This window comes from Rhizobium sp. CF142, assembly GCF_000281145.1.
In the GTDB taxonomy this organism is placed as follows: domain Bacteria; phylum Pseudomonadota; class Alphaproteobacteria; order Rhizobiales; family Rhizobiaceae; genus Rhizobium.
Map to the genome: position 1 here is coordinate 83,053 of NZ_AJWE01000102.1, position 20,372 is coordinate 103,424.

General features: G+C 61.1%; 17 protein-coding genes. 11 read left to right on the plus strand and 6 right to left on the minus strand.

Annotation, left to right across the window (positions count from 1 at the left end; genetic code table 11):
* Positions 1-48 precede the first annotated feature (48 nt).
* From PMI11_RS23525 to PMI11_RS23555, 7 genes are all read left to right on the plus strand, one after another.
* Complete coding sequence (locus PMI11_RS23525; protein WP_007822112.1) at positions 49-2,103, plus strand: ATP-binding protein; 2,055 nt, start codon at positions 49-51, stop codon at positions 2,101-2,103.
* Between the two features lie 336 nt (positions 2,104-2,439).
* A complete protein-coding gene (locus PMI11_RS23530) occupies positions 2,440-3,501 on the plus strand; it encodes a LacI family DNA-binding transcriptional regulator (RefSeq protein WP_007822114.1) in 1,062 nt (353 codons plus the stop codon).
* On the plus strand, positions 3,498-4,448 hold the full coding sequence (locus tag PMI11_RS23535; RefSeq protein ID WP_007822116.1) for an ABC transporter substrate-binding protein: 951 nt from the start codon (positions 3,498-3,500) through the stop codon (positions 4,446-4,448). Before PMI11_RS23530 ends, PMI11_RS23535 begins: the two co-directional genes overlap by 4 nt.
* On the plus strand, positions 4,448-5,254 hold the full coding sequence (locus PMI11_RS23540; protein ID WP_085990561.1) for an ATP-binding cassette domain-containing protein: 807 nt from the start codon (positions 4,448-4,450) through the stop codon (positions 5,252-5,254). The genes PMI11_RS23535 and PMI11_RS23540 overlap by 1 nt, the downstream gene beginning before the upstream one ends.
* A complete protein-coding gene (locus tag PMI11_RS23545; RefSeq protein WP_007822125.1) occupies positions 5,251-6,255 on the plus strand; it encodes an ABC transporter permease in 1,005 nt (334 codons plus the stop codon). Before PMI11_RS23540 ends, PMI11_RS23545 begins: the two co-directional genes overlap by 4 nt.
* Positions 6,255-7,325 (plus strand): phosphotriesterase family protein, encoded by a 1,071-nt coding sequence (locus tag PMI11_RS23550; protein WP_007822127.1) that lies wholly within the window; start codon positions 6,255-6,257, stop codon positions 7,323-7,325. The genes PMI11_RS23545 and PMI11_RS23550 overlap by 1 nt, the downstream gene beginning before the upstream one ends.
* A 28-nt stretch (positions 7,326-7,353) precedes the next feature.
* A complete protein-coding gene (locus PMI11_RS23555) occupies positions 7,354-8,124 on the plus strand; it encodes a glutamine amidotransferase (RefSeq protein WP_007822133.1) in 771 nt (256 codons plus the stop codon).
* Positions 8,125-8,127: 3 nt separating this feature from the next.
* Here PMI11_RS23555 and PMI11_RS23560 read toward each other — a convergent pair whose 3' ends face one another.
* Positions 8,128-9,030: a PfkB family carbohydrate kinase gene (locus PMI11_RS23560; RefSeq protein ID WP_007822134.1), complete on the minus strand. Its 903-nt coding sequence runs from the start codon at positions 9,028-9,030 to the stop codon at positions 8,128-8,130.
* Between the two features lie 26 nt (positions 9,031-9,056).
* Here PMI11_RS23560 and PMI11_RS23565 point away from each other — a divergent pair, with 26 nt between their 5' ends.
* From PMI11_RS23565 to PMI11_RS23575, 3 genes are read left to right on the plus strand one after another with little or no spacing between them, the layout of a single operon-like run.
* Complete coding sequence (locus PMI11_RS23565; RefSeq protein ID WP_007822135.1) at positions 9,057-9,899, plus strand: BtpA/SgcQ family protein; 843 nt, start codon at positions 9,057-9,059, stop codon at positions 9,897-9,899.
* 5 nt (positions 9,900-9,904) lie between these two features.
* Complete coding sequence (locus PMI11_RS23570; protein WP_007822136.1) at positions 9,905-10,546, plus strand: TenA family protein; 642 nt, start codon at positions 9,905-9,907, stop codon at positions 10,544-10,546.
* A gap of 10 nt (positions 10,547-10,556) precedes the next feature.
* Positions 10,557-11,807, plus strand: a complete 1,251-nt coding sequence (locus tag PMI11_RS23575) for a Zn-dependent hydrolase (RefSeq protein ID WP_007822138.1) — start codon at positions 10,557-10,559, stop codon at positions 11,805-11,807.
* A gap of 145 nt (positions 11,808-11,952) precedes the next feature.
* On the opposite strand, the gene betC is transcribed toward PMI11_RS23575, so the two are convergent.
* The gene (betC, locus tag PMI11_RS23580) at positions 11,953-13,467 is read right to left on the minus strand and encodes a choline-sulfatase (RefSeq protein ID WP_007822140.1); all 1,515 of its coding nucleotides are present in this window, start codon (positions 13,465-13,467) and stop codon (positions 11,953-11,955) included.
* 405 nt (positions 13,468-13,872) lie between these two features.
* Here betC and PMI11_RS23585 point away from each other — a divergent pair, with 405 nt between their 5' ends.
* The gene (locus tag PMI11_RS23585; RefSeq protein ID WP_007822142.1) at positions 13,873-14,787 is read left to right on the plus strand and encodes an alpha/beta hydrolase; all 915 of its coding nucleotides are present in this window, start codon (positions 13,873-13,875) and stop codon (positions 14,785-14,787) included.
* Between the two features lie 3 nt (positions 14,788-14,790).
* On the opposite strand, the gene PMI11_RS23590 is transcribed toward PMI11_RS23585, so the two are convergent.
* From PMI11_RS23590 to PMI11_RS23605, 4 genes are read right to left on the minus strand one after another with little or no spacing between them, the layout of a single operon-like run.
* On the minus strand, positions 14,791-16,794 hold the full coding sequence (locus PMI11_RS23590) for a CocE/NonD family hydrolase (protein WP_007822144.1): 2,004 nt from the start codon (positions 16,792-16,794) through the stop codon (positions 14,791-14,793).
* A 56-nt stretch (positions 16,795-16,850) separates the two neighbouring features.
* Entirely contained in the window at positions 16,851-18,482 is a 1,632-nt protein-coding gene (locus tag PMI11_RS23595) for an ABC transporter ATP-binding protein (RefSeq protein WP_007822146.1), read from the minus strand.
* On the minus strand, positions 18,475-19,302 hold the full coding sequence (locus PMI11_RS23600) for an ABC transporter permease (RefSeq protein ID WP_007822147.1): 828 nt from the start codon (positions 19,300-19,302) through the stop codon (positions 18,475-18,477). Before PMI11_RS23600 ends, PMI11_RS23595 begins: the two co-directional genes overlap by 8 nt.
* Positions 19,299-20,306, minus strand: coding sequence for an ABC transporter permease (locus tag PMI11_RS23605; protein WP_007822149.1), 1,008 nt, complete (start codon positions 20,304-20,306; stop codon positions 19,299-19,301). The genes PMI11_RS23600 and PMI11_RS23605 overlap by 4 nt, the downstream gene beginning before the upstream one ends.
* Positions 20,307-20,372 lie beyond the last annotated feature (66 nt).

Genomic DNA, 20,372 nt, shown 5'->3' on the forward strand with positions numbered 1-20,372 from the left:
TGCCCTGGATTATTTGATAGGGCTCGAAGAATACATCCGGAGTGTCTGTTGAACAAAACCCGGCCAGCGCTCCTTCTCATTACGGCGTCGCTCATTCCGGTCATAATACTGGCGGCGCTGATGGGAAGGTTCTTCATCAAGGAGCAGCAAGCCGCTCTCGACGATGACATTCGCGGCCGGGCAGCAACGCTGGCCGCCACTCTTCAACGTGAACTCAAGAGCCAGATCCAGCTGCTCTCGATCGTCGCCGACTCTCCCCGCCTCGACCCACCGATTCCGCGCGCCGCCTTTGCCGAGACTGCGCGGCGTCTGCGCGACCGGGTGCCTGAATGGGAGCAGATCCGGATTTCGAACGAGAAAGGCGAGGTGGTTCTGTCGTTTCCACCGCTTGATCCGTCGGTCGATACGCGCGTTGTGGACATGGAAAGCCATGACGCCCTGGTTCGCACAGGTGTCGCCCTGGTCGGCAATATCGCCATCGGCCCGAAGGGCCAGGCGGCCTTTGCGTTGCGCGCTCCGATCCAGAGAACCGATCGTTTGAGAGCCGTCCTATCGGTGGTGATCCGTCCGACGATCGTGACCAAACTGCTTTATGCCAATGGACTTCCAGGATCCTGGTCGGCCTGGATTGTCGATGGACAGGACCGCCTGGTGGCATCGACCGGCGCTCCCGCGCTTGCCGGTAATCCGGCCAGCGAATTCGCAACCTTTTCAGGCCAGGACATCGGCTCGGCCACCCTCAAGGACGGGATGGAGCTTCGGGTCGCCGAAGTCGCGCTCGCCGACACGCCCTGGCGGGTAAGGGTTGGCCTGCCGGTCTCCGACTATGAGCGGCTGGCGCGCAGGGCCACCATGCTACTTGTGACGGCGAGTTGTTTCACGCTCCTGCTGTCCGGCTCGGCTGTATTCCTCTTTTATAGGGAAGTGCGCGCCAGAAACCGGGAATGGGAGAGCATGGCCAACTGGCAGCGGATGGATGCGCTTGGAAAGCTGACGGGGCAGGCGGCCCACGATTTCAACAATCTCCTGATGGTTTTCCAGTCCGGGGTGGAGGGCATCAAGAGGCGACGAAATGATGAACAGCGCGTGACGCAGCTTCTGGCGCATATGAGCGATGGCGTGGCTCGGGGAAAGGCGATCACGCAAAGGCTGCTGTCGTTTTCAAGGCGCTCCAACCAGGGCGCCTCCCAGGTCGAGCTGGACGTCAGGCTTGCCGAATTGTCTCCGCTATTGCGCCAAGCCGTCAACGACGCGATCCTGATGGAAATCAGGGTGCCGGAAGATACCTGGCCGGTTCACGTCGATCCTGCCGGGCTTGAAATTGCCCTGATCAACATACTGACGAATGCGCGCGAAGCCATGACGGGAGGCGGAAAGGTGACCATTTCCGCCCGCAACGTGCTCGACGCCGCCACGGAGGATTCCGGGCTGGAGGGGCCGTTCGTCGCGCTGACGATTTCCGACACTGGGACAGGTGTTGCCCCGGAAAATCTCGCACGGGTGTTCGAGCCGTTCTTTTCCACCAAGAAGAATGGTGGCTCGGGCCTTGGTCTGACGCAGGTCCACAGTTTCGCCACCGGCAACGGCGGTGCAGTCAAGGTCGCAAGTCTGGCCGGCCACGGCAGCGCCTTTACCCTGCTTCTGCCGCGATCAAACGAGCCGCGGGCGGTGCGTGCCGATCCAGGCCCTTCGGCGAACCTTCCCCGTACGATTATGGTCGTCGACGACACACCGGCATCGCTGGAATCCGTGCGACTGGCGCTCGACGGCATCGTGCCGACGATCTTCGTAGCCGCAGGTGGATCCGAGGCGATCGAGATCCTGGACCACCATCCCGAAATCGAGGCGATCGTTAGCGACATCATGATGCCAGGCATGTCGGGCATCGAGCTCGCCGAGGAGATCCGCCGCAGAAACGCGTCTCTGCCCGTCGTGCTGATGACCGGCTATAGCGACAGGCTGGAAGCCGGTACAGAGGTTGGACGTCCGGTCGTCCCGAAGCCCTTCAAGGTCGAGGATCTGGCCGCCTGCCTCGATAAGGCGAAGACCTCGGTGGTCCAATCGGCAAACGTCGTGCGTCTGGAAATTCCGACGAAGGGCTGATCAGCTTCGACGTCTGCGTGGGATTCATTTTTCGCGGTCTCGACTGTCGCGGGCGGCTTCGCAGCGCCTAATGGTCTGCGACTTCGAGCAGGAGGAGATCGCCGTATTCCTCCGGAAGCTAACCAACTGATTTAAAAACCCTTCGCCTGCTCACGAATTCATGGCTCCCGTCGAACGGATGGCGAAGCGCAGTCGAAACCGAAGCGGCGCATCTCCACCGCGCGGCATAGTCAGCCTCTCAAACCGAATCGCCCACAGCTGATAACGGCTCTTGACAGGCAAACCCTTGTCATGGAGTGTAAGTAAAGCGTTTTACTAAAGCGGTTTACAAAACTGATGGCGCATGGACGGACCCCAGGCTTGAAAGATGTCGCGAAAGCTGCCGGCGTGTCGGTGACGACCGTCTCGCGCATGCTGAACGGTTCGCTGGATTTGCCCGCGCTCACCAAGCAGCGGATTGAAAATGCTATCACTTCCCTCAAATACCAGCCGAACCCTCACGCGCGGCGGCTGAGCCGCGGTCGTTCCGACACGATCGGACTGGTCGTGCCCGATATCGCCAACCCATTCTTCGCGACCATGGTGGCGGCGGTCGAAGAGGAGGCGAACGACCGGGGGCTTGCCGTTTCGCTCTATGCCACCCTCAACCGGACCGGCCGTGAAGTCGCCTATCTCCGGCTGCTCGAGCATAATCACGTCGATGGCCTGGTTTTCGTCACCAACCACCCTGATAACGGGGATCTCGCGGCTCTCATCAATCGAACAGGCAAGGTCATCGTCGTCGACGAAGACGTTCCGCTTGCCAGTGTCCCGAAGCTCTTCTGTGACAACTTCCAGGGTGGCCATCTCGCGGGACGTCATCTGGCGGAGTTTGGTCATCGCGATGTGCTCTATGTCGGCGGCCCCGATGCGATGATCAGCACGCAGCGGCGTTTCAACGGATTGCGCAAGGGCCTGCAGGAGCGTTTCGGTGACGATACCTCGATCCGGCGCTACAACGGCGAATATACGATCGCCTGCGGGCGGGACATGGCACACCGCTTCCTGGAAGAAGGCATGCCGACGACCGCAATCTTCGCGAGCTCCGACGAAATCGCCATTGGCATGATCGAAGTCCTGAGGGAGAAAGGAATATCGATCCCCGAGGACCTGTCGATCATCGGCTTCGACGATGTCAGTCCGCTGCACCTCTTTGCGCCGCCAGTAACCGCGATCCGCCAGCCGGTGCGCGCCATCGGCCGGCGTGCGTTATCCCTTCTTCTCGAAACAAACTGGCAGGAGAGCAAATCGCTCGCCACCGAGGAACTCGTGCCAGTCGAAATCGTCGTGCGGAACTCCGTTGCGCCGCCGTCGACCCATAATAAGCAACGAGAACAAAACCAGAGGATGAGAACATGAAACAGATCAGACGTCGGGCGTTTACCGCCGCTCTTGCCTTCACCGCGCTCGCCAGCGCCACGCTCGGAGCGTCTCTTGCTCAGGCGGCCGGAAAGACCTATGCGCTTGTGCAGATCAATCAGCAGGCGCTTTTCTTCAACCAGATCAACGAAGGTGCCCAGAAGGCGGCCGATGCGTCAGGCGACAAGCTGGTCATCTTCAACGCCAACAATGAAGCTTCCGCCCAGAACAGCGCCATCGAAAACTACATCCAGCAGAAGGTTGATGGCCTGATCGTCGTTGCGATCGACGTCAACGGCATCATGCCGGCCGTCAAGCAGGCTTCGGATGCCGGCATCCCGGTCGTTGCCATCGATGCGGTCCTGCCGGACGGCCCTCAGAAGTCGCAGATCGGCGTCGACAACGGCAAGGCCGGCGCCGACATGGGCGCCTATTTCCTGGATTACGTGAAGAAGAACATGGGCGGCAAGGCCAAGGTCGGCATTGTCGGTGCGTTGAACTCCTACATTCAGAACATTCGCCAGAAGGGCTTCGAGGACGCCATCAAGAGCGATGGCATCGAGACATCCGGGGTCGTTGATGGCCAGAATATCCAGGATAACGCACTTGCCGCTGCCGAGAACCTCATCACCGGCAATCCGGACATGACGGCGATCTACGCTACCGGCGAGCCGGCTCTGCTGGGCGCGATCGCTGCAGTTCAGAGCCAGGGCAAGCAAGACAGCATCAAGGTCTTCGGTTGGGATCTGACTGCACAGGCAATCTCCGGTCTTGACGACGGCTATGTCGTTGCTGTCGTCCAGCAGGATCCGGCCGGTGAGGGCAAGGCGGCAGTCGAGGCTCTCGCCAAGCTGAGCGCAGGTCAGAGCGTCGAAAAGAGCATCTCCATTCCGATCACGATCGTGACGAAAGATAATGTCGAGCCGTACCGGGCCGTCTTCAAATGATGAGTGACAACCGGCCTGTTTATGCCGGAGCCGGGGAGGCGCAAGCCTCCCCGCATTCCTCCGGCTCGTCCGCGCGAACGCCTGCTGTCTCGCTGCGCGGCATCCGCAAGACCTTCGGTTCGCATCAGGCGCTGCGTGGCGTCGACCTCGATCTCTTTCCGGGCGAATGCCTCGGCCTTGTCGGCGATAATGCTGCCGGCAAGTCGACGCTGACCAAGATCATTTCCGGAACCTACTTACCGGATGAGGGAACGATTTCACTCAACGGCGAAGAGGTTCACTTTTCCGGGCCTGCCGATGCCCGAGACCGCAATATCGAGATGGTCTTCCAGGATTTGAGCCTGTGTGATCACATCGATGTTGTCGGCAATCTGTTTCTCGGGCGGGAGCTTACCAAGGGTCCCTTTCTCGATCGGCAGAAAATGATGAACGAGGCGCGCAGGATGCTGGACGCCCTCGAGATCCGCATTCCGCGTCTCTCCGCCAAGGTGGAGAAGCTGTCGGGCGGCCAGCGCCAGGCGATCGCAATCGCCCGCGCGGCATCGTTCAATCCCAAGGTCCTGATCATGGACGAGCCGACCTCGGCCCTTGCGGTCGCCGAAGTCGAAGCTGTGCTCGCTCTGATCAACAGGGTCAAGGCAAAGGGTGTATCCGTCGTCCTCATCACCCACCGCCTTCAGGACCTGTTCCGGGTCTGCGATCGCATCGCTGTCATGTACGAGGGTACAAAGGTCGCCGAGCGCGATATCGCCAAGACCAATCTCGAGGACCTCGTCAAGCTCATCGTCGGGGGAGAAAGACATTGACCGTCTACACCGAACGCGCCAAGGGCTCGCCGATGGCCGACTTCCTGAGTGAAAACGCCCAGGTCCTGTCGATCGCCTTCTTCTTTCTGGCCTGCCTCGTCTTCTTTTCGCTGACGACCACGACCTTCATGACGGCCGGCAATATTCTGAACATCGTACGGCAGGCTGCCCCCATTCTCGCAGTCGCGGTCGCCATGACGCTCGTCATCGTGACCGGGGGCATCGATCTGTCGGTCGGCTCGATGCTGGCCCTGATCAACGCAGTTGCTGCCATCGCGCTCGCCACCGGCATTCCCTGGCCGGTCGTCTGCCTCGGCATGCTCGCCCTCGGCGGCATCGTCGGCCTTCTGCAGGGTTGGTTCATCGCCTATCAGAATATTCCCGCCTTCATCGTCACCCTTGCCGGGCTTTCCATCCTGCGCGGCGTGGCACTCTATCTGACCCAGGGCTATTCGATCCCGATCAACAACGAGCCCGGCTTCTTCTATCTGGGACGCGGCGAACTGGCCGGCTTTCCCGTTCCGGCGCTGATCGCCATCCTGGTCGCGATCGTGGGCTATGTGATCATGGCAGTCACCAAATACGGCCGGCAGATCGTCGCGGTGGGATCCAACATGGAGGCGGCGCGCCGGGTCGGCATGCCGGCAAAATGGATCGTCGCCTCGGTCTATCTGGTATCAGGCGTTGCCTCGGCGCTCGCAGGCCTGTTGATTGCTGCCCGGCTCGGTTCCGGCTCGTCGAATGCGGCCGTCGGCTTCGAACTTCAGGTCATCGCGGCCGTCGTGCTCGGTGGCACCTCGCTGATGGGCGGACGCGGCACGATGATCGGAACCGTCCTCGGCACGATGACCATTGCCGTCATCGGCAACGGCCTGATCCTGATGCACATCTCGCCCTTCTTCACCCAAATCGTCACTGGTGCCATCATTCTGGTTGCCATCTGGCTGAACACCCGCATCTTCACCACCAATTTCCGCCTGATGGGCAGGAGGAGAAGCTGATGGTGGCGGACGAGCTTTCGCCGGGTCATGTGCGATCCGGAAATGTGATGACGGTCTCGGGGCCGGTTCCCGTATCGGAGATCGGCGTCACGCTGATGCACGAGCACATCCTCAACGATTGCCGTTGCTGGTGGCACGCGCCGAAGACGTCCGAGCGGCAATATCTCGCCGAAGGTTTCGTCTGCATGGAGATCCTCGGCGAACTCACGCAGGATCCTTTCGTCAACAAGCACAACATCACCCTCGATGATGAGCGGCTTGCAGTCACGGAACTCCAGGACTTCGCCGGCCTCGGCGGTCGAACGGTTGTCGAGCCGACATGCCAGGGCATTGGCCGCGATCCTCTTGCCCTGCGGCGGATTTCCAGGGCGACGGGACTGAACATCGTCATGGGTGCCGGCTTCTATCTCGGTTCCTCGCATCCGGCCAAGGTCGCCGGCATGTCTGCTTCCGAGATCGCGGACGAGATCGTCTCCGAAGCCACTATCGGCGCGGACGGTACCGACGTGAAGATCGGCCTGATCGGTGAGATTGGCGTATCGTCCGATTTCACCGCCGCCGAGGAAAAATCGCTGCGCGGTGCTGCCCAGGCGCAGGTGCGCACCGGTCTACCGCTGATGGTCCATCTCCCCGGCTGGTTCCGGCTGGGCCACAGGGTCCTCGATGTCGTCGCCTCCGAAGGCGGGGATCTCAGGCACACCGTGCTCTGCCACATGAACCCGTCACATGACGATCTCACCTATCAGTCCGAGCTTGCCGCCCGCGGCGCGTTTCTCGAATATGACATGATCGGCATGGACTTCTTCTATGCCGATCAGCAGGTGCAATGCCCGAGTGACGAGGAGTCGGCTCGCGCGCTCGTCAAGCTCGTCGAGATGGGGCATGCGGATCGCCTCCTGCTCTCCCACGACGTCTTCCTGAAAATGATGCTCAAGCATTACGGGGGCAACGGCTATGCCTATATCCTGCGCCACTTCCTGCCGCGCCTGAAGCGTCACGGTCTCGATGATGCGATGCTCGACATCTTCATGCGCGCCAATCCAAGGTCGGTTTTTCAGGCCAGCGCCTGACCGCCGCATAAAAAGAAATGGAAACATCATGACAAAGAAGGTTCTTCTCGTCGGCGAAAGCTGGGTCAGTTCCGCCACGCATTATAAGGGTTTCGACCAGTTCGGGAGCGTCACGTTTCATCTCGGCGCCGAACCGCTCGTTGAAGCCCTCAAGGGCAGCGCATTCGAGCTGACCTACATGCCGGCCCACGAAGCCGTTGAAAAATTCCCCTTCGACATGGTGGGACTCGACGCCTTTGACGCGATTATTCTTTCCGATATAGGCGCCAATTCCCTGCTGCTTCCCCCCGCGGTCTGGCTGCATTCGAAGACGGTTCCGAACCGGTTGAAGCTGCTCAAAGCCTGGGTTGAAAAGGGCGGCGGTCTGCTGATGGTCGGCGGCTATTTCTCGTTCCAGGGCATCGACGGAAAGGCGCGCTGGCGCCGCACGCCGGTCGAGGATGTCCTGCCGGTCACGTGTCTGCCCTATGATGACCGAGTGGAAATTCCGGAGGGAACGACGCCGGTCCTCGTCAAGTCCGATCACGCCACGGTTGCCGGCCTGTCAGGTGAATGGCCTCTGCTTCTGGGCGTCAATGAGGTAGAAGTGCGCAAGCGCGACGATGTCGAAGTCATTGCTCGCCTGCCGGATACGGAAGGCGGCCATCCGCTCCTGGTGACCGGACGCTTCGGCAAAGGCAGAACCGCCGCCTGGACTTCGGATATTGGGCCGCACTGGCTTTCGCCTGCCTTCTGCGAGTGGGAAGGCTATGGGCGTCTGTGGAAGAATATCCTCGGCTGGCTGACAGAGGCGAAGTAGGCGTCATTCGCCGGCGAGGATGCCGGCGAGTTCGGTCCTGCTCGGAAAGGCCGAACGCGTTCCGCGGCGGCTGACGGTAATGGCCGCCGCCGCAGTTGCATGATGAATGGCTTTGGCGTCGAGCGTGGTCGATCTGAGCGCGGCAGAGGCGAGGGCGACGGCCATGAATGTGTCGCCGGCACCGGTCGTATCGACGACCTCAACGGCACGGGCAGGAACGGTTGCCAGCACCTGATTGCCGCTGGCAAGGATTGCACCGCTGCCGCCGAGGGTGAGCACGGTCTGCGCCACGCCGGCTTCGGCAAGGCGGTGGATCGCGGCCTCGCCGGATGATCCGGTCAGGCTTTCGGCCTCGCCCCTGTTGAGAAAGGCGATGTCGATGAACGGCCAGAGCTCGGCGAAATAGGGCCTGAGCGGCGATGGATTGAAGGCGGTCGTCAGGCCGCGGCGTCTGGCCTCGGCAAGAATGCCGCGGGTCACGTCTTCGCTGAGGTTGCCCTGCAGGACGACGAGGTCGCCGCCGACCGCATCGTCGAGCGGCGCAAGCGCCTCGGACAGGGTCAGTGCCTCGGCCGAGTCCGTCGTCGTGACGATGGCGTTTTCGCCATCGGGCGTCGTGAAGATGATGGAGAAGTCGCTGGAGCGGTGAGGACTGCCCAACAACCGGGCGTCCAGTGCTTCACCAGCAAGTCGGTCACGGATCGTCTGGGCGCGAAAATCCTCGCCGACGGCTGTGACAAGCGTCGTGGGAAGGCCGGTGCGGCCCATTACGACGGCCTGATTGGCGCCCTTGCCGCCGAGGTCGCGAGTTTCCTCCCGACCGAGGATCGAGGCACCCGCTTGGGGCATGGACATTACAGAAATGGTTTCGTCGATGGCGACGTTACCGATGACATAGGCACGCATGGCGGGCTTTCAGAAGGGAAAGAAAAATGCAGCAGATATCGGATAAGGCCACAAGCGCCATACGGGAAATATTCGGCACTGACAAGGCGCTGATCGGCATGATCCATTGCCCGCCCTTCCCGGGTGCTCCACGCTACCGCAACGCGGCAATGGATTCCATCTACGACACCTGCATGCGCGATGCCGAGGCGCTTGTCAAAGGCGGCATTCATGGATTGATCGTCGAAAATCACGGCGACATCCCCTTTTCCAAGCCCGAGGATATCGGCCACGAAACCGCAGCCTTCATGTCTGTCGTAACCGATCGCATCGCTCGTAATGTCGGCGTACCGCTCGGCATCAATGTGCTTGCCAATGCGCCGATCCCCGCTTTCGCGATCGCGGCCGCCGGCGGCGCACGCTTCATCCGCGTCAACCAGTGGGCGAACGCCTATGTCGCCAATGAGGGCTTCATGGAGGGGCGCGCTGCCGAGGCCATGCGCTATCGCTCGCTGCTGCGTGCCGAACATATCAAGGTGTTTGCCGACAGCCATGTCAAGCATGGGGCACACGCCATCACTGCCGACCGGACGATCGATGAGCTGACCCGCGATTTGGCCTTCTTCGATGCAGATGTGGTGATCGCTACCGGCCAGCGAACGGGCAACAGTGCAACGATGGAGGAGATCGAGGAAATCGGTGCTGCAACCCATCTTCCGTTGCTCGTCGGCTCGGGCGTGAGCAAGGATAATATCGTCGAGATCCTCAAGCGCACCAACGGCGTCATCGTCGCCTCGTCGCTGAAGGAGGGTGGCGTCTGGTGGAACCCTGTGGAGCCGGCCCGCGTCGCAGCCTTCGTCGAAGCCGCAAAACCCGGTCTGGAGTCGTGACGATCATGCTATCTCTCTCCGAACAGATGCTCGACGAGAACCGCGACGTCTTCGAAGACATGGTCCACCACCGCTTCGTCGAAGATATCAAGGCCGACCGGCTTTCGAACCAAGCCTTCGAACGATATCTCGTCTTCGAAGGCGCCTTCGTCGACACCGCGATTGCGATCTTCTCCTATGCCACCGCCAAGGCCGGCACGATTGCCGAGAAGCGCTGGCTGATCGGTGTGCTCGATGCGCTTGCAAACCAGCAGATCGCCTATTTCGAGAAAACCTTCGCAGCTCGCGCCATCGATCCTGCCCGCTATGATACCGGCCGGGCTGATGTCGCTGCGTTCCGCGATGGAATGCTGGCAATTGCTCGTGATGGCGGCTTTCTCGATACGATTGCCGCCATGTTTGCCGCTGAATGGATGTACTGGACGTGGTCGACCGAGGCCAATCGAACTGTCATCAGCGATCCGCTTCTCAAGGAATGGGTCAGGCTTCATGCCGAACCGGAATTCGAAGCGCAGGCGCGCTGGCTGAAGGCGGTGCTGGACGAGGCCGGCGAGACAATGGATCTTGCCGAACGCAAGCGATTAAGCGCCATTTTCGGCCGTGCGCAACGCCTTGAGATCGACTTCCACGAAGCAGCCTATTCCTGAGAGCCGCGCCATGACTGGCAATCCCGTTATCAATGGAGCACGTCTGCTGGAACGCCTGGATCGGTTTGCCGAGATCGGCGCGACCGCGGGCGGCGGCGTCAATCGCCAGGCTTTGACGGAGCTGGATCGAAAGGCCCGGCTGCTGCTGGCAGAGTTGGCAGAGGCGCGCGGTTTCGGCGTGTTCCAGGATCCCGCCGCCAATCTCTTCATCCGCCGCCCGGGCATGGACGAGGCGGCACCGCCGCTCCTGATCGGCAGCCACCTCGACAGCCAGCCGTCTGGAGGCCGCTTTGATGGTGCCCTCGGAACGCTATCTGCCTTCGAGGTCCTGGAAAGTCTTGAGGATGCGGGCGTTGAAACCGGAAGGCCGATCGAAGTGGTGGCCTGGACGAACGAGGAGGGATGCCGCTTCGCACCCGGCTGCATGGGGTCGTCAGCCTTCTCGGCAGGCGAAATTCCGATTGCGTGGTCCGACATCATCGCAACCGACGGCGCACGGTTTGACGGCGAGTTGAGAGCAACCCTTGCCAGCCTTCCGCAGGCCGCGATGCGCGCCCTCGGCTTTCCTGCTTACGCATATCTCGAAGTGCATATCGAGCAGGGACCTTCTCTGGAGAAAGAGGATATCCCTATCGGTATCGTCACGGGCATTCAGGGGACGCGGTGGCTGGAAGTGACAGTGTCGGGCCAGACCGCCCATGCCGGGACGACCGCGCTCAACTATCGTCGAGATCCGCTTCGCGCGATGATCGCGGCCCTCGACGGACTTTACGCCAATATCATGCCTCAGGACGATCGTGCCCGGTTTACCGTCGGACGTATCGCCGTAGAACCCGGCGCCATCAACGCCATCCCGCAGACGGCGCGATGCACCATCGACATCCGTCACCCGGATACAACAGAGATCGATCGGCTGAGCGCGACCATCGAACAAGTCTTTGGCGAACGAGCCCAAGCAGAACGTTGCCAGGTCGCGCTCCGGCAGACCTTCGATATGCCGCCGGCCAACTTTCCTCAAAAGGTGCTGGATGCATTGGACAGGGCCGCGGTGAAAGGCGGACTGACAACCAGGAGAATGTTGTCCGGTGCCTTCCACGATGCACTGTTCGTCAACCGGGTCGCGCCTGCAGCAATGATCTTCGTGCCTTGCCGCGATGGCCTCAGCCACAACGAAGCCGAATATGCGGCGCCGCATCATGTAGTCTCGGGGGCACGCATGCTGCTGCTATCCACGATCGAAATCCTGGAAACCGAGGTTTGAGCAAGGCTTCGGATCGGGATTGATGGCCGCAAACGCTGCATCGATAGACGGCCCGTCGCAGAGATGGTTGCGCGCTTGAGGAAGGTGCGGTGTGCGGGTGGTCAGGCCGGTGGATGCATGTAGTACCCAATGGCGTGCCTGAGCGTCATTCGCCCCGAGGAAACCGCTGGTTCTCCTCCAGCACGTTCAGATCCATATGATTGCGCATATATCGCTCGGCGGCTTTCTGCAGCGGTTGATAATCCCAGGGATAGTAGGACCCCTCGCGCAAGGCCGGATAGACGACCCAGCGCCGAGCCTGACTTTCTCGAACCGCTTCATCGAAAGCTGCAAGGTCCCAACGTAGCTTCGCCTGATCGAGAAGCGTGCCCAGCGTGTTCGCATAGGCCGGATCTCCGGCCAGATTGATAAGCTCGTGGGGATCGGCCCGAAGGTCGAACAGCAGGGGTGCATCCTTCTCGCAGACCGTCAGTTTGAAGCGCCCGGCGCGAATGCCCACCAGCGGTGCGATCGATCCTTCGGCGGCATATTCCATCAAAACCGGACTGCGGGCTTTCGCGCCATTCAGCAGTTGCGCCAAATCTTCGCCATCCGTCCATTTGGCAATCGCCGAAATATCCAGGCCGGCAAGGCATGCGAGCGTCGGTGTGACGTCAAGAGTGGAGACCGGCTGATCGATCAAGGTGGGCTGCCAGTCGGGTGCCGATATCATCAGCGGCACGCGCGCAGACCCGTCGAAGAAGCACATCTTGAACCATAGGCCGCGCTCGCCGAGCATGTCCCCATGGTCCGAGACGAACAGGATGACGGTGTTGTCGCGCATCCGCCCCCGCTCCAGCACTTCGAGGATTTCCCCGACTTTCTCGTCGATATAGGAGATGTTGGCGAAATAGCCGCGCCTGGCCCGGCGAATCTGCTCGGCGGTAATATCGAAGGCCGTATAGTCGCAGGCCTCGAGCAGGCGCTTCGAATGCGGATCCATCTCGTCGAAAGGCAATGCCGGAACAGTCGGTTCAAGGGCCGGGCAGTCCTCGTAGAGATCCCAGAATTTGCGCCTGGCGACATAGGGATCGTGAGGATGGGTGAAACTGACGGTCAGGCACCAGGGGCGCTCGTCCTGCCGGCGTGACAGGTCGTAGAGCTTTCGAGTGGCATTGTAGGCGACCTCGTCGTCATACTCGAGCTGGTTGGTGATTTCCGCGATGCCTGCGCCGGTCACGGACCCGAGATTATGATACCACCAGTCGATCCGCTCGCCAGGCTTGCGGTAATCGGGCGTCCAGCCGAAATCTGCCGGGTAGATATCGGTCGTGAGGCGTTCCTCGAAGCCGTGCAGCTGGTCGGGGCCGACGAAATGCATCTTGCCCGACAGGCTGGTGTGATAGCCGGCGGACCTGAGATGATGCGCATAGGTCGGAATATCCGAGGCAAATTCGGCCGCGTTGTCGTAGACGCGCGTTCGGCTCGGTAGCTGACCCGACATGAAGGAGGCGCGCGCCGGAGCGCACAGAGGGCTTGCCGTGTAGCCATTGGCAAAGCGGACCGAACGTGCCGCGAGTGCCTTGAGATGTGGTGCATGCAGGAAGTCGGCCGGCCCGTCCGGAAACAGCGTGCCGTTCAGTTGGTCGACCATGATGATGAGAATATTGGGACGGGCCATGATATGTCGCTACTGCTCGTGTTCGATGGCTTTAGGCGGAAGGGCTTACGGATGCGTCCGCCACCAGTTGGCGAACGCCTGACGGAACCGTCTTGTCGGCGGGGCAAGTGCCGATCGGATCCATTATCCTCTTCAGAAGCGGCACTGGTCGTCGCATGAGTGATCCTCTCGGCGGCGTGGGTCGCAGTTGTGACTTCACGATAACCAACTTGATGATTGCACACTATCGCCTTGCCGACATCCGTTGTTCCGGGCGCTCGCGCCTGCGTGTTTTACAGGGGCGAACTTGCCGGCGACACCGGGGGTCGCAGCAAGACAGGCGTCGTGGCTGAGCGCGTGCATGATGCAGTATCGGCTAGCTGGCTGCCGCCTGACAGCATCTTGCGAGCACGCGGAAGGATCTTCATGTCGATCGACCGACCGATGCCCACCGAAGAGAGCATTCTGGAATTCCTTGATGTCTGCGAAGGCTTTTATCCGCCGGACGCAGTCGAGGCATCGATCGAGCAGCAACGTCAATGGTATGACGCACTCTGCGCGCGATTTGACCACGCCCTGCCGCAGGGGATGGTCTATGCGGATGGCATGGTGCTGCGGATACCGATCCGCCGGTATCGGCCAAGGACAATCACCACATCAACCGTCCTCCTCTATCTTCACGGCGGAGGCTTTGTTGTCGGCTCGCTCGAAAGCCATCACTCGATCTGCGCTGAAATCGCCGATTTCGCCGGCGCCGAACTCGTTTCCGTCGACTACCGGCTGGCGCCTGAGTACCGCTGGCCGGCGCAGAGCGAGGATTGCTTCCTCGTCCTGAAGCATCTGCTGTCGTCCACCGGCAGCAAGGTCGTGATCATCGGCGATAGCGCCGGTGCCAACCTGGCGGCAGGGCTCGCCATCAGGGCGCTGGGGGAGGCCTTACCCGGTATCGCCGGTCAGGTTCTCGTCTATCCGGCGCTGGGCGGCGACCTGCAGAAGGGCTCCTATGTTGAAATGGCAAATGCACCGGGCCTGACTACGGCCGATGTCGCCTACTATCGCAATGTTTTGCAGGCACCAATGCACCATCCTGTCGCCGCGCCGCTTCACGCGGTATCGGTCGAAGGGCTTGCGCCGGCCTTCATCACGGTCGCGCGGTTCGATCCGTTGCGAGACGACGGTCGAGCCTACGCCGCCCAGCTTGCGGAAGCTGGGGTGGAAGTCTGGTTCCGGGAGGAACCGCAGATGGTGCATGCGTGGCTGCGCGCGCGCCACATGAGCGAAGGTGCTCGGGCAGGCTTCAAGGCGGTATGCGAGGCGGTGCGGCTCTTTGCTTCGCGCTGACGGCTACATCAGATCGCGGGCGATTGCCGTCTCGCCAAAATCCTTCTCGAAGATTTTTATCCCGCCTTCATGGGCAATGACCGTGGCGGCGATGATCCAGTGCGTTGCCGTGCAGGCGATCGATGCGGTTGCAACCGTCGTCACGGACCAGCCGGGACGTTGCATGTCGCAGGTCCAGGTGGATCGCCCCGTCATCGAGAGCGGATCGCCCGGTGTAATCGACCATATTTCATCGCGTACCTGACGGGTGCTGAGTCCGGTGTCGGGATGCTCGAAAAGACCGGTATCCTCGTAAATACGGTATTCGGTTCGATTGGCGGAAAGCTCCCTGATGACCTGCCTTCTGGTCTTACCCGGCGCATGCTCAATATATTTCGGCAGCGGATCGGGATTAGCCGGCTCCTTCACGGTGATGAGGCGGTGACCGGCAAGTATCGGCAGCGCAAGTTCGATCGAGGCGGTATCGATGACGAGGCCGGAATCCGTCGGCGGCGGCAGGATCATCGGCCAATAGGCCGTCGAAAGTGAAAGGCGTATGCGATGGCCGGCGCGAAAGCGATAGCCGCAGGCATCGAGCATCAGGCGCACCGTCGTCTGCTCTCCGCCCTTCATGGGTTTGGGATCGGCATTGCCATCACGGTGAGCAAGATTGAGGACGCCGAAGGAAACGCGTGTGGCTGTGCCGTCTTCATGCACGTCGACGAGCCGCGCGCAGAGATTTGCGGTCTCTGCCTCGCAGCGTAGCGCCAGAGTAACAATAGGCTGGCCGAGATAGTCGTAATCTTCGACAAGCGGCGGGGTTTCGAATATGAGTGAACCGGCATCGTCTCCACGTTGGTCGATCGCCATTTCGGCATCCGGTTTCAGCGTGAAATATTCTCCCGACGCCGTGCCGGTATCGAGCGGCGAGCGCAGATGAACCTCATGCGCCAATACCTGCGGCTCGGCCTTGCCTTCCTCGAGCCAGTTGGACGAACCGATGTGGAAGAACTGCATTGCCGGTTCGTGCCATGCGTCCATGGCGACCCAAAAACCGGGATCGGCATCGCGGCGCGGGGCAGGGCGTACCGCATCGAGAATATAGGCGCGAAGCTGCGGCGTATTTTCCGCACCATTCTCTTCGCCTCGCAGCCAGCGGTTCCACCAGGCGATCGCTTCGCCATGGAAATCGGCGCGTGGCTTTGGAAAGGCGAAATGCGGATATTTGTGAACCCAGGGACCAATCAACGCCTTCGCCTCAGTCCCGAGCCCGGCGATCGCCTTCAGTGGTGTGTTGCGATAGCCGTCGGCCCAGCCCGCAATCACCAATGCAGGGATCTCGACGCTTGAAAAATCCTCGCAGATCGAACCATGTTTCCAGAAGGCGTCGCGTCGCTGGTGGACAAGCCATTCCTCCATGAAGAACGGTTCGTTTTCCAGCCGTTCCAGCCACATATCCTTCCAGCGATCGCCGGCGATAGCGGGATCGGGCGGGCGAGACTGATAGCCGAGCATCGTCGCGGCCCAGGAAAGCTGGGCGGAAAGGTGACAGCCGTTCTTGTAGTGGATGTCGTCATTGTAACGGTCGACGGTCGAGGCGATCGAAATGACGGCCTTCAACGCCGGGGGGCGAAGCGCTGCGACCTGCAGGCTGTTGAACCCGCCCCAGGAAATGCCCATCATGCCGACCGAGCCATTGCACCAGGGCTGACCGGCGATCCAGGCGATCAGTTCGCAGGCATTGGCAAGCTCGAGTTCAGTATATTCGCCGTCGATCACCCCGTCGGATTCGCCCGAGCCGCGGATATCGACACGCACGCCCGCAATGCCGGCGGCGGCAAAGACCGGATAGGTCGATTCATCCCGCAGGCTCGTTCCGTCTCGCTTGCGATAAGGCAGGAATTCGAAGACGGCCGGCACCGGATCGGTATCCGTACCATCAGGCATCCAGATCCGCGCGGCAAGTCGCGTTCCGTCGCTGAGCGTGATCCACTGGTTTTCGATCGTCGTGAAGGAGCGTTGGCTCATGGTTTTCCCTGGAAGCAATCATTGAGCCGGCCGAGAGCGGCCGGCCGCCTTGACGTTCAGTTGCCGGCGCTTTCCATCCGCCGGGTAGTCAGCACCTTTTCCAGCCAGCCGATCTCCATTTCCGGGACGGATTTCAGGAGCAGGTCGGTATAGTCGTCAAAGGGCGGCGAGAGCGCCTTCGATTTCGGGCCGAAGCGTACGAGCCTGCCGCGATGCATGACCGCGACGCTGTCGGCAATGGCCCTGACGATGGCGATGTCATGGGTGATGAAGATGTAGGAGAGCTTTTCTTCCTCCTGCAGGCGCAACAGCAGCTTCAGGATGCCTTCAGCCACCAGAGGATCGAGAGCCGAGGTTGGTTCGTCACAGAGGATGAGTTCCGGTTTTGCGGCCAGCGCGCGGGCAATCGCCACACGCTGTTTTTGGCCGCCCGAGAGCTCTGCCGGGTAGCGGTTCAGGAAGCCGTTGCCCATCTCGATCTGGTCGAGCAACTCCTTCACACGGTCGGTCTTTAAGGCTCCCCTGAGGCCGTAATAGAAGGTCAGCGGCCGGCCGATGATGTCGCGCACTGTCTGACGCGGGTTCATCGCCGTGTCGGCCATCTGGTAGATGAGCTGGATGCGGCGGAGATCGTCGCGTGGTCTGTGTCGGACGTCGGCCGTCAATGGCTTGCCGGCAAAAGAGATCGACCCGGCGCTGGGTGACAAGAGCCCGGTGACGACGCGGGCGAGCGTCGATTTTCCCGAGCCCGATTCACCGACAATCGCCAATGTCTGCCCCTTCGGCACATGCAGACTGACATCGTTCAGGACCTTGAAGCCATTGGAATACTCTGCGCTGACGTTTTCGATCTTCAGCAGCGCATCGGACTGATCAAGAGCTTCGTCCCTCAGCGTCTGCCGGACGTTGACGAGCGCGCGGGTATAGTCCTCCCGTGGCGCTTCGATGATCTGCTGGACACTGCCGTATTCCACAGTCTTTCCATGGCGCAGCACCATGATGTCGTCGGAGATCTGGGCGACGACGGCGAGATCATGGGTGATATAAAGGGCCGCCGTATGGGTTGCCTCGATCGCATGCTTGATAGCCGCCAGCACGTCGATCTGCGTGGTGACGTCAAGTGCCGTCGTCGGTTCGTCGAAGACGATCAGTTCGGGGTTGGAGCAAAGCGCCATAGCCGTCATGGCGCGTTGCAACTGGCCGCCCGAGACCTGGTGCGGGAAGCGTTCGCCGAAACTTTCGGGATGGGGAAGGCCAAGCACTTGAAACAGGTAGAGCGCTCTGTTCTTCGCCTCCTGTTTGTTCATGAGCCCGTGTTTGACGGAAGCCTCGATCACCTGGTCGCCGAGCCGGTGGGCGGGATTGAAGGCGGCCGCGGCCGACTGGGCGACGTAGCAGACGCGGGCGCCGCGGATCTTCCTGATACCGTTCCTGCCGAGGGCAAGGATATTGTCGCCATCGAGCAGCACTTCGCCACCGGTGATCTCGGCACCGCCTCGACCATAGGCAAGTGCAGAAAGCCCGATCGTCGACTTGCCGGCACCGGATTCGCCGATCAGGCCGAGCACCCGGCCTTTCTGCAGATCAAAGGAAACGCCGTCGACGATGGTCACGCGCTTCGGCGCTTCGCCTGGCGGGTAGCTGGTGGCTTCGATCTTGAGATTGCGGACGGAAAGAAGATCAGGCATCGCCGCGCCCTCCCTTGAGACTCGAGGTTCGTTTCAGAAGCCAGTCGACGACCAGATTGACGCAGACGGCAAGTATGGCGATCGCGCTACCCGGCACGAGAGCCGCCGAAATGCCGAAGATGATGCCGTCCTTGTTATCCTTGACCATGCCACCCCAGTCCGCCGATGGCGGCTGAATGCCGAGGCCGAGGAAGGACAATGTCGACAGGAACAGGATCGAAAAGGCAAAACGCAGGCCGAACTCGGCGAGCAGCGGCGTCAGCGTGTTCGGCAGGATCTCCCGGAAGATGATCCAGATCTTTCCTTCGCCGCGCAGCTTCGCCGCCTCGACGAATTCCATGACAGCGACATCGAGCGCCACGGCACGGCCGAGACGATAGACGCGGGTGGAATCGAGGATCGCCATGACGAGGATCAGGACGATGATGTTCTGCGGTAGGACGGCAAGCACCACGAGCGCGAAGATCAGTGTCGGGATCGACATCATCAGGTCGTTGAAGCGCGAGAAGACCATGTCGATCAGCCCGCGCGAGACGGCGGCCGTGAAACTTAAGATGACGCCGAGCGAGAAGGAGATGACCGTTGCCGCAAGGGCCACGAAGAGCGTGGTGCGCGCGCCGTAGATCAGCCGCGAGAGGATGTCACGGCCGAGATTGTCGAGGCCGAAGACATACTGTGCGTCCGGCATCTGCCAGACGCTGCCGACGACCTCGGTCTCTCCGTAAGGCGCGATCAAGGGCGCAAAGAGCGCGAAGATGAAGGCAATCGCGATGCCGATCATGCCGATCCAGGCGGTGATAGGGATATCTCTCAATCTCATCTTGGATGCCTCAGCCGGGGGTTGGCGATGATGGCGAGGATATCGGCCAGCATGTTGAGGAAGATGTAGACAGCGGCAAAGATCAGGCCGCAGGCCTGCACCACCGGCATATCGCGCACGGTCACGGCATCGACCATGTACTGGCCCATGCCGGGATAGACGAAGACCACCTCGACCACGACCACACCGACGACCAGATAAGCAAGGTTCAGCGCCACGACATTGATGATCGGCGCAAGCGCGTTCGGCGCGGCATGCTTGACGATTGAGCGGAACGCAGAAAGGCCCTTCAGTTCCGCCGTCTCCATATAGGCCGACGACATGACGGACAGGATCGCAGCACGCGTCATGCGCATCATGTGGGCAAGCACGACGAGCACGAGGGTCGCCGTCGGCAGGGCGATCGCCTTCAGCCTGTCGGCAAAGCCCATGCTCTCGTAGACGGTGGCGGGAAAGGTGGCGACGCCGAATTTCACCGCGAAAAACATGATCAGCAGGTAGCCGATAAAGAATTCCGGCAATGAGATCGCCGCAAGCGAAATGATGTTGATGATCTTGTCCGGCAGGCGGCCCCGGAAATGCACCGAGACCATGCCAAGTCCGACAGCGAGCGGCACGGAGATCAGTGCGGCAAAGCCCGCCAGGAACAGTGAATTGCCGAGCCGCTTGCCGATCTGCTCGCTGACGGAGTTCTTGCTGGCCCAGGATGTGCCGAAATCCCCTTGCACGGCATTGCCGAGCCATTCGACGTATCGCGTCGTCACCGGCCGGTCGAGCCCGAGATCCTTGCGAATATTGGCAACCGCCTGCGGCGTTGCCGACTGGCCGAGATAGGTCGTGGCGAAATCGCCGGGAAGAGCTTCCAGGCCGCCGAAAATGAGGATTGAGACGGCAAAGAGCAGGATGATGCTGAGCACGAAGCGCTCGAGAATAAGGGCAAGCAGCGGAAAACGCTGCCGGAACCTGAGACCGGGCAGGATATTGCCTGAGGTCGGACTGGACATGGTGATGGCCTCGCGCTGAAACGTCAGGAGGACCGCGGGTTTTGTCCCGCGGTCCCGGCTTGCCTG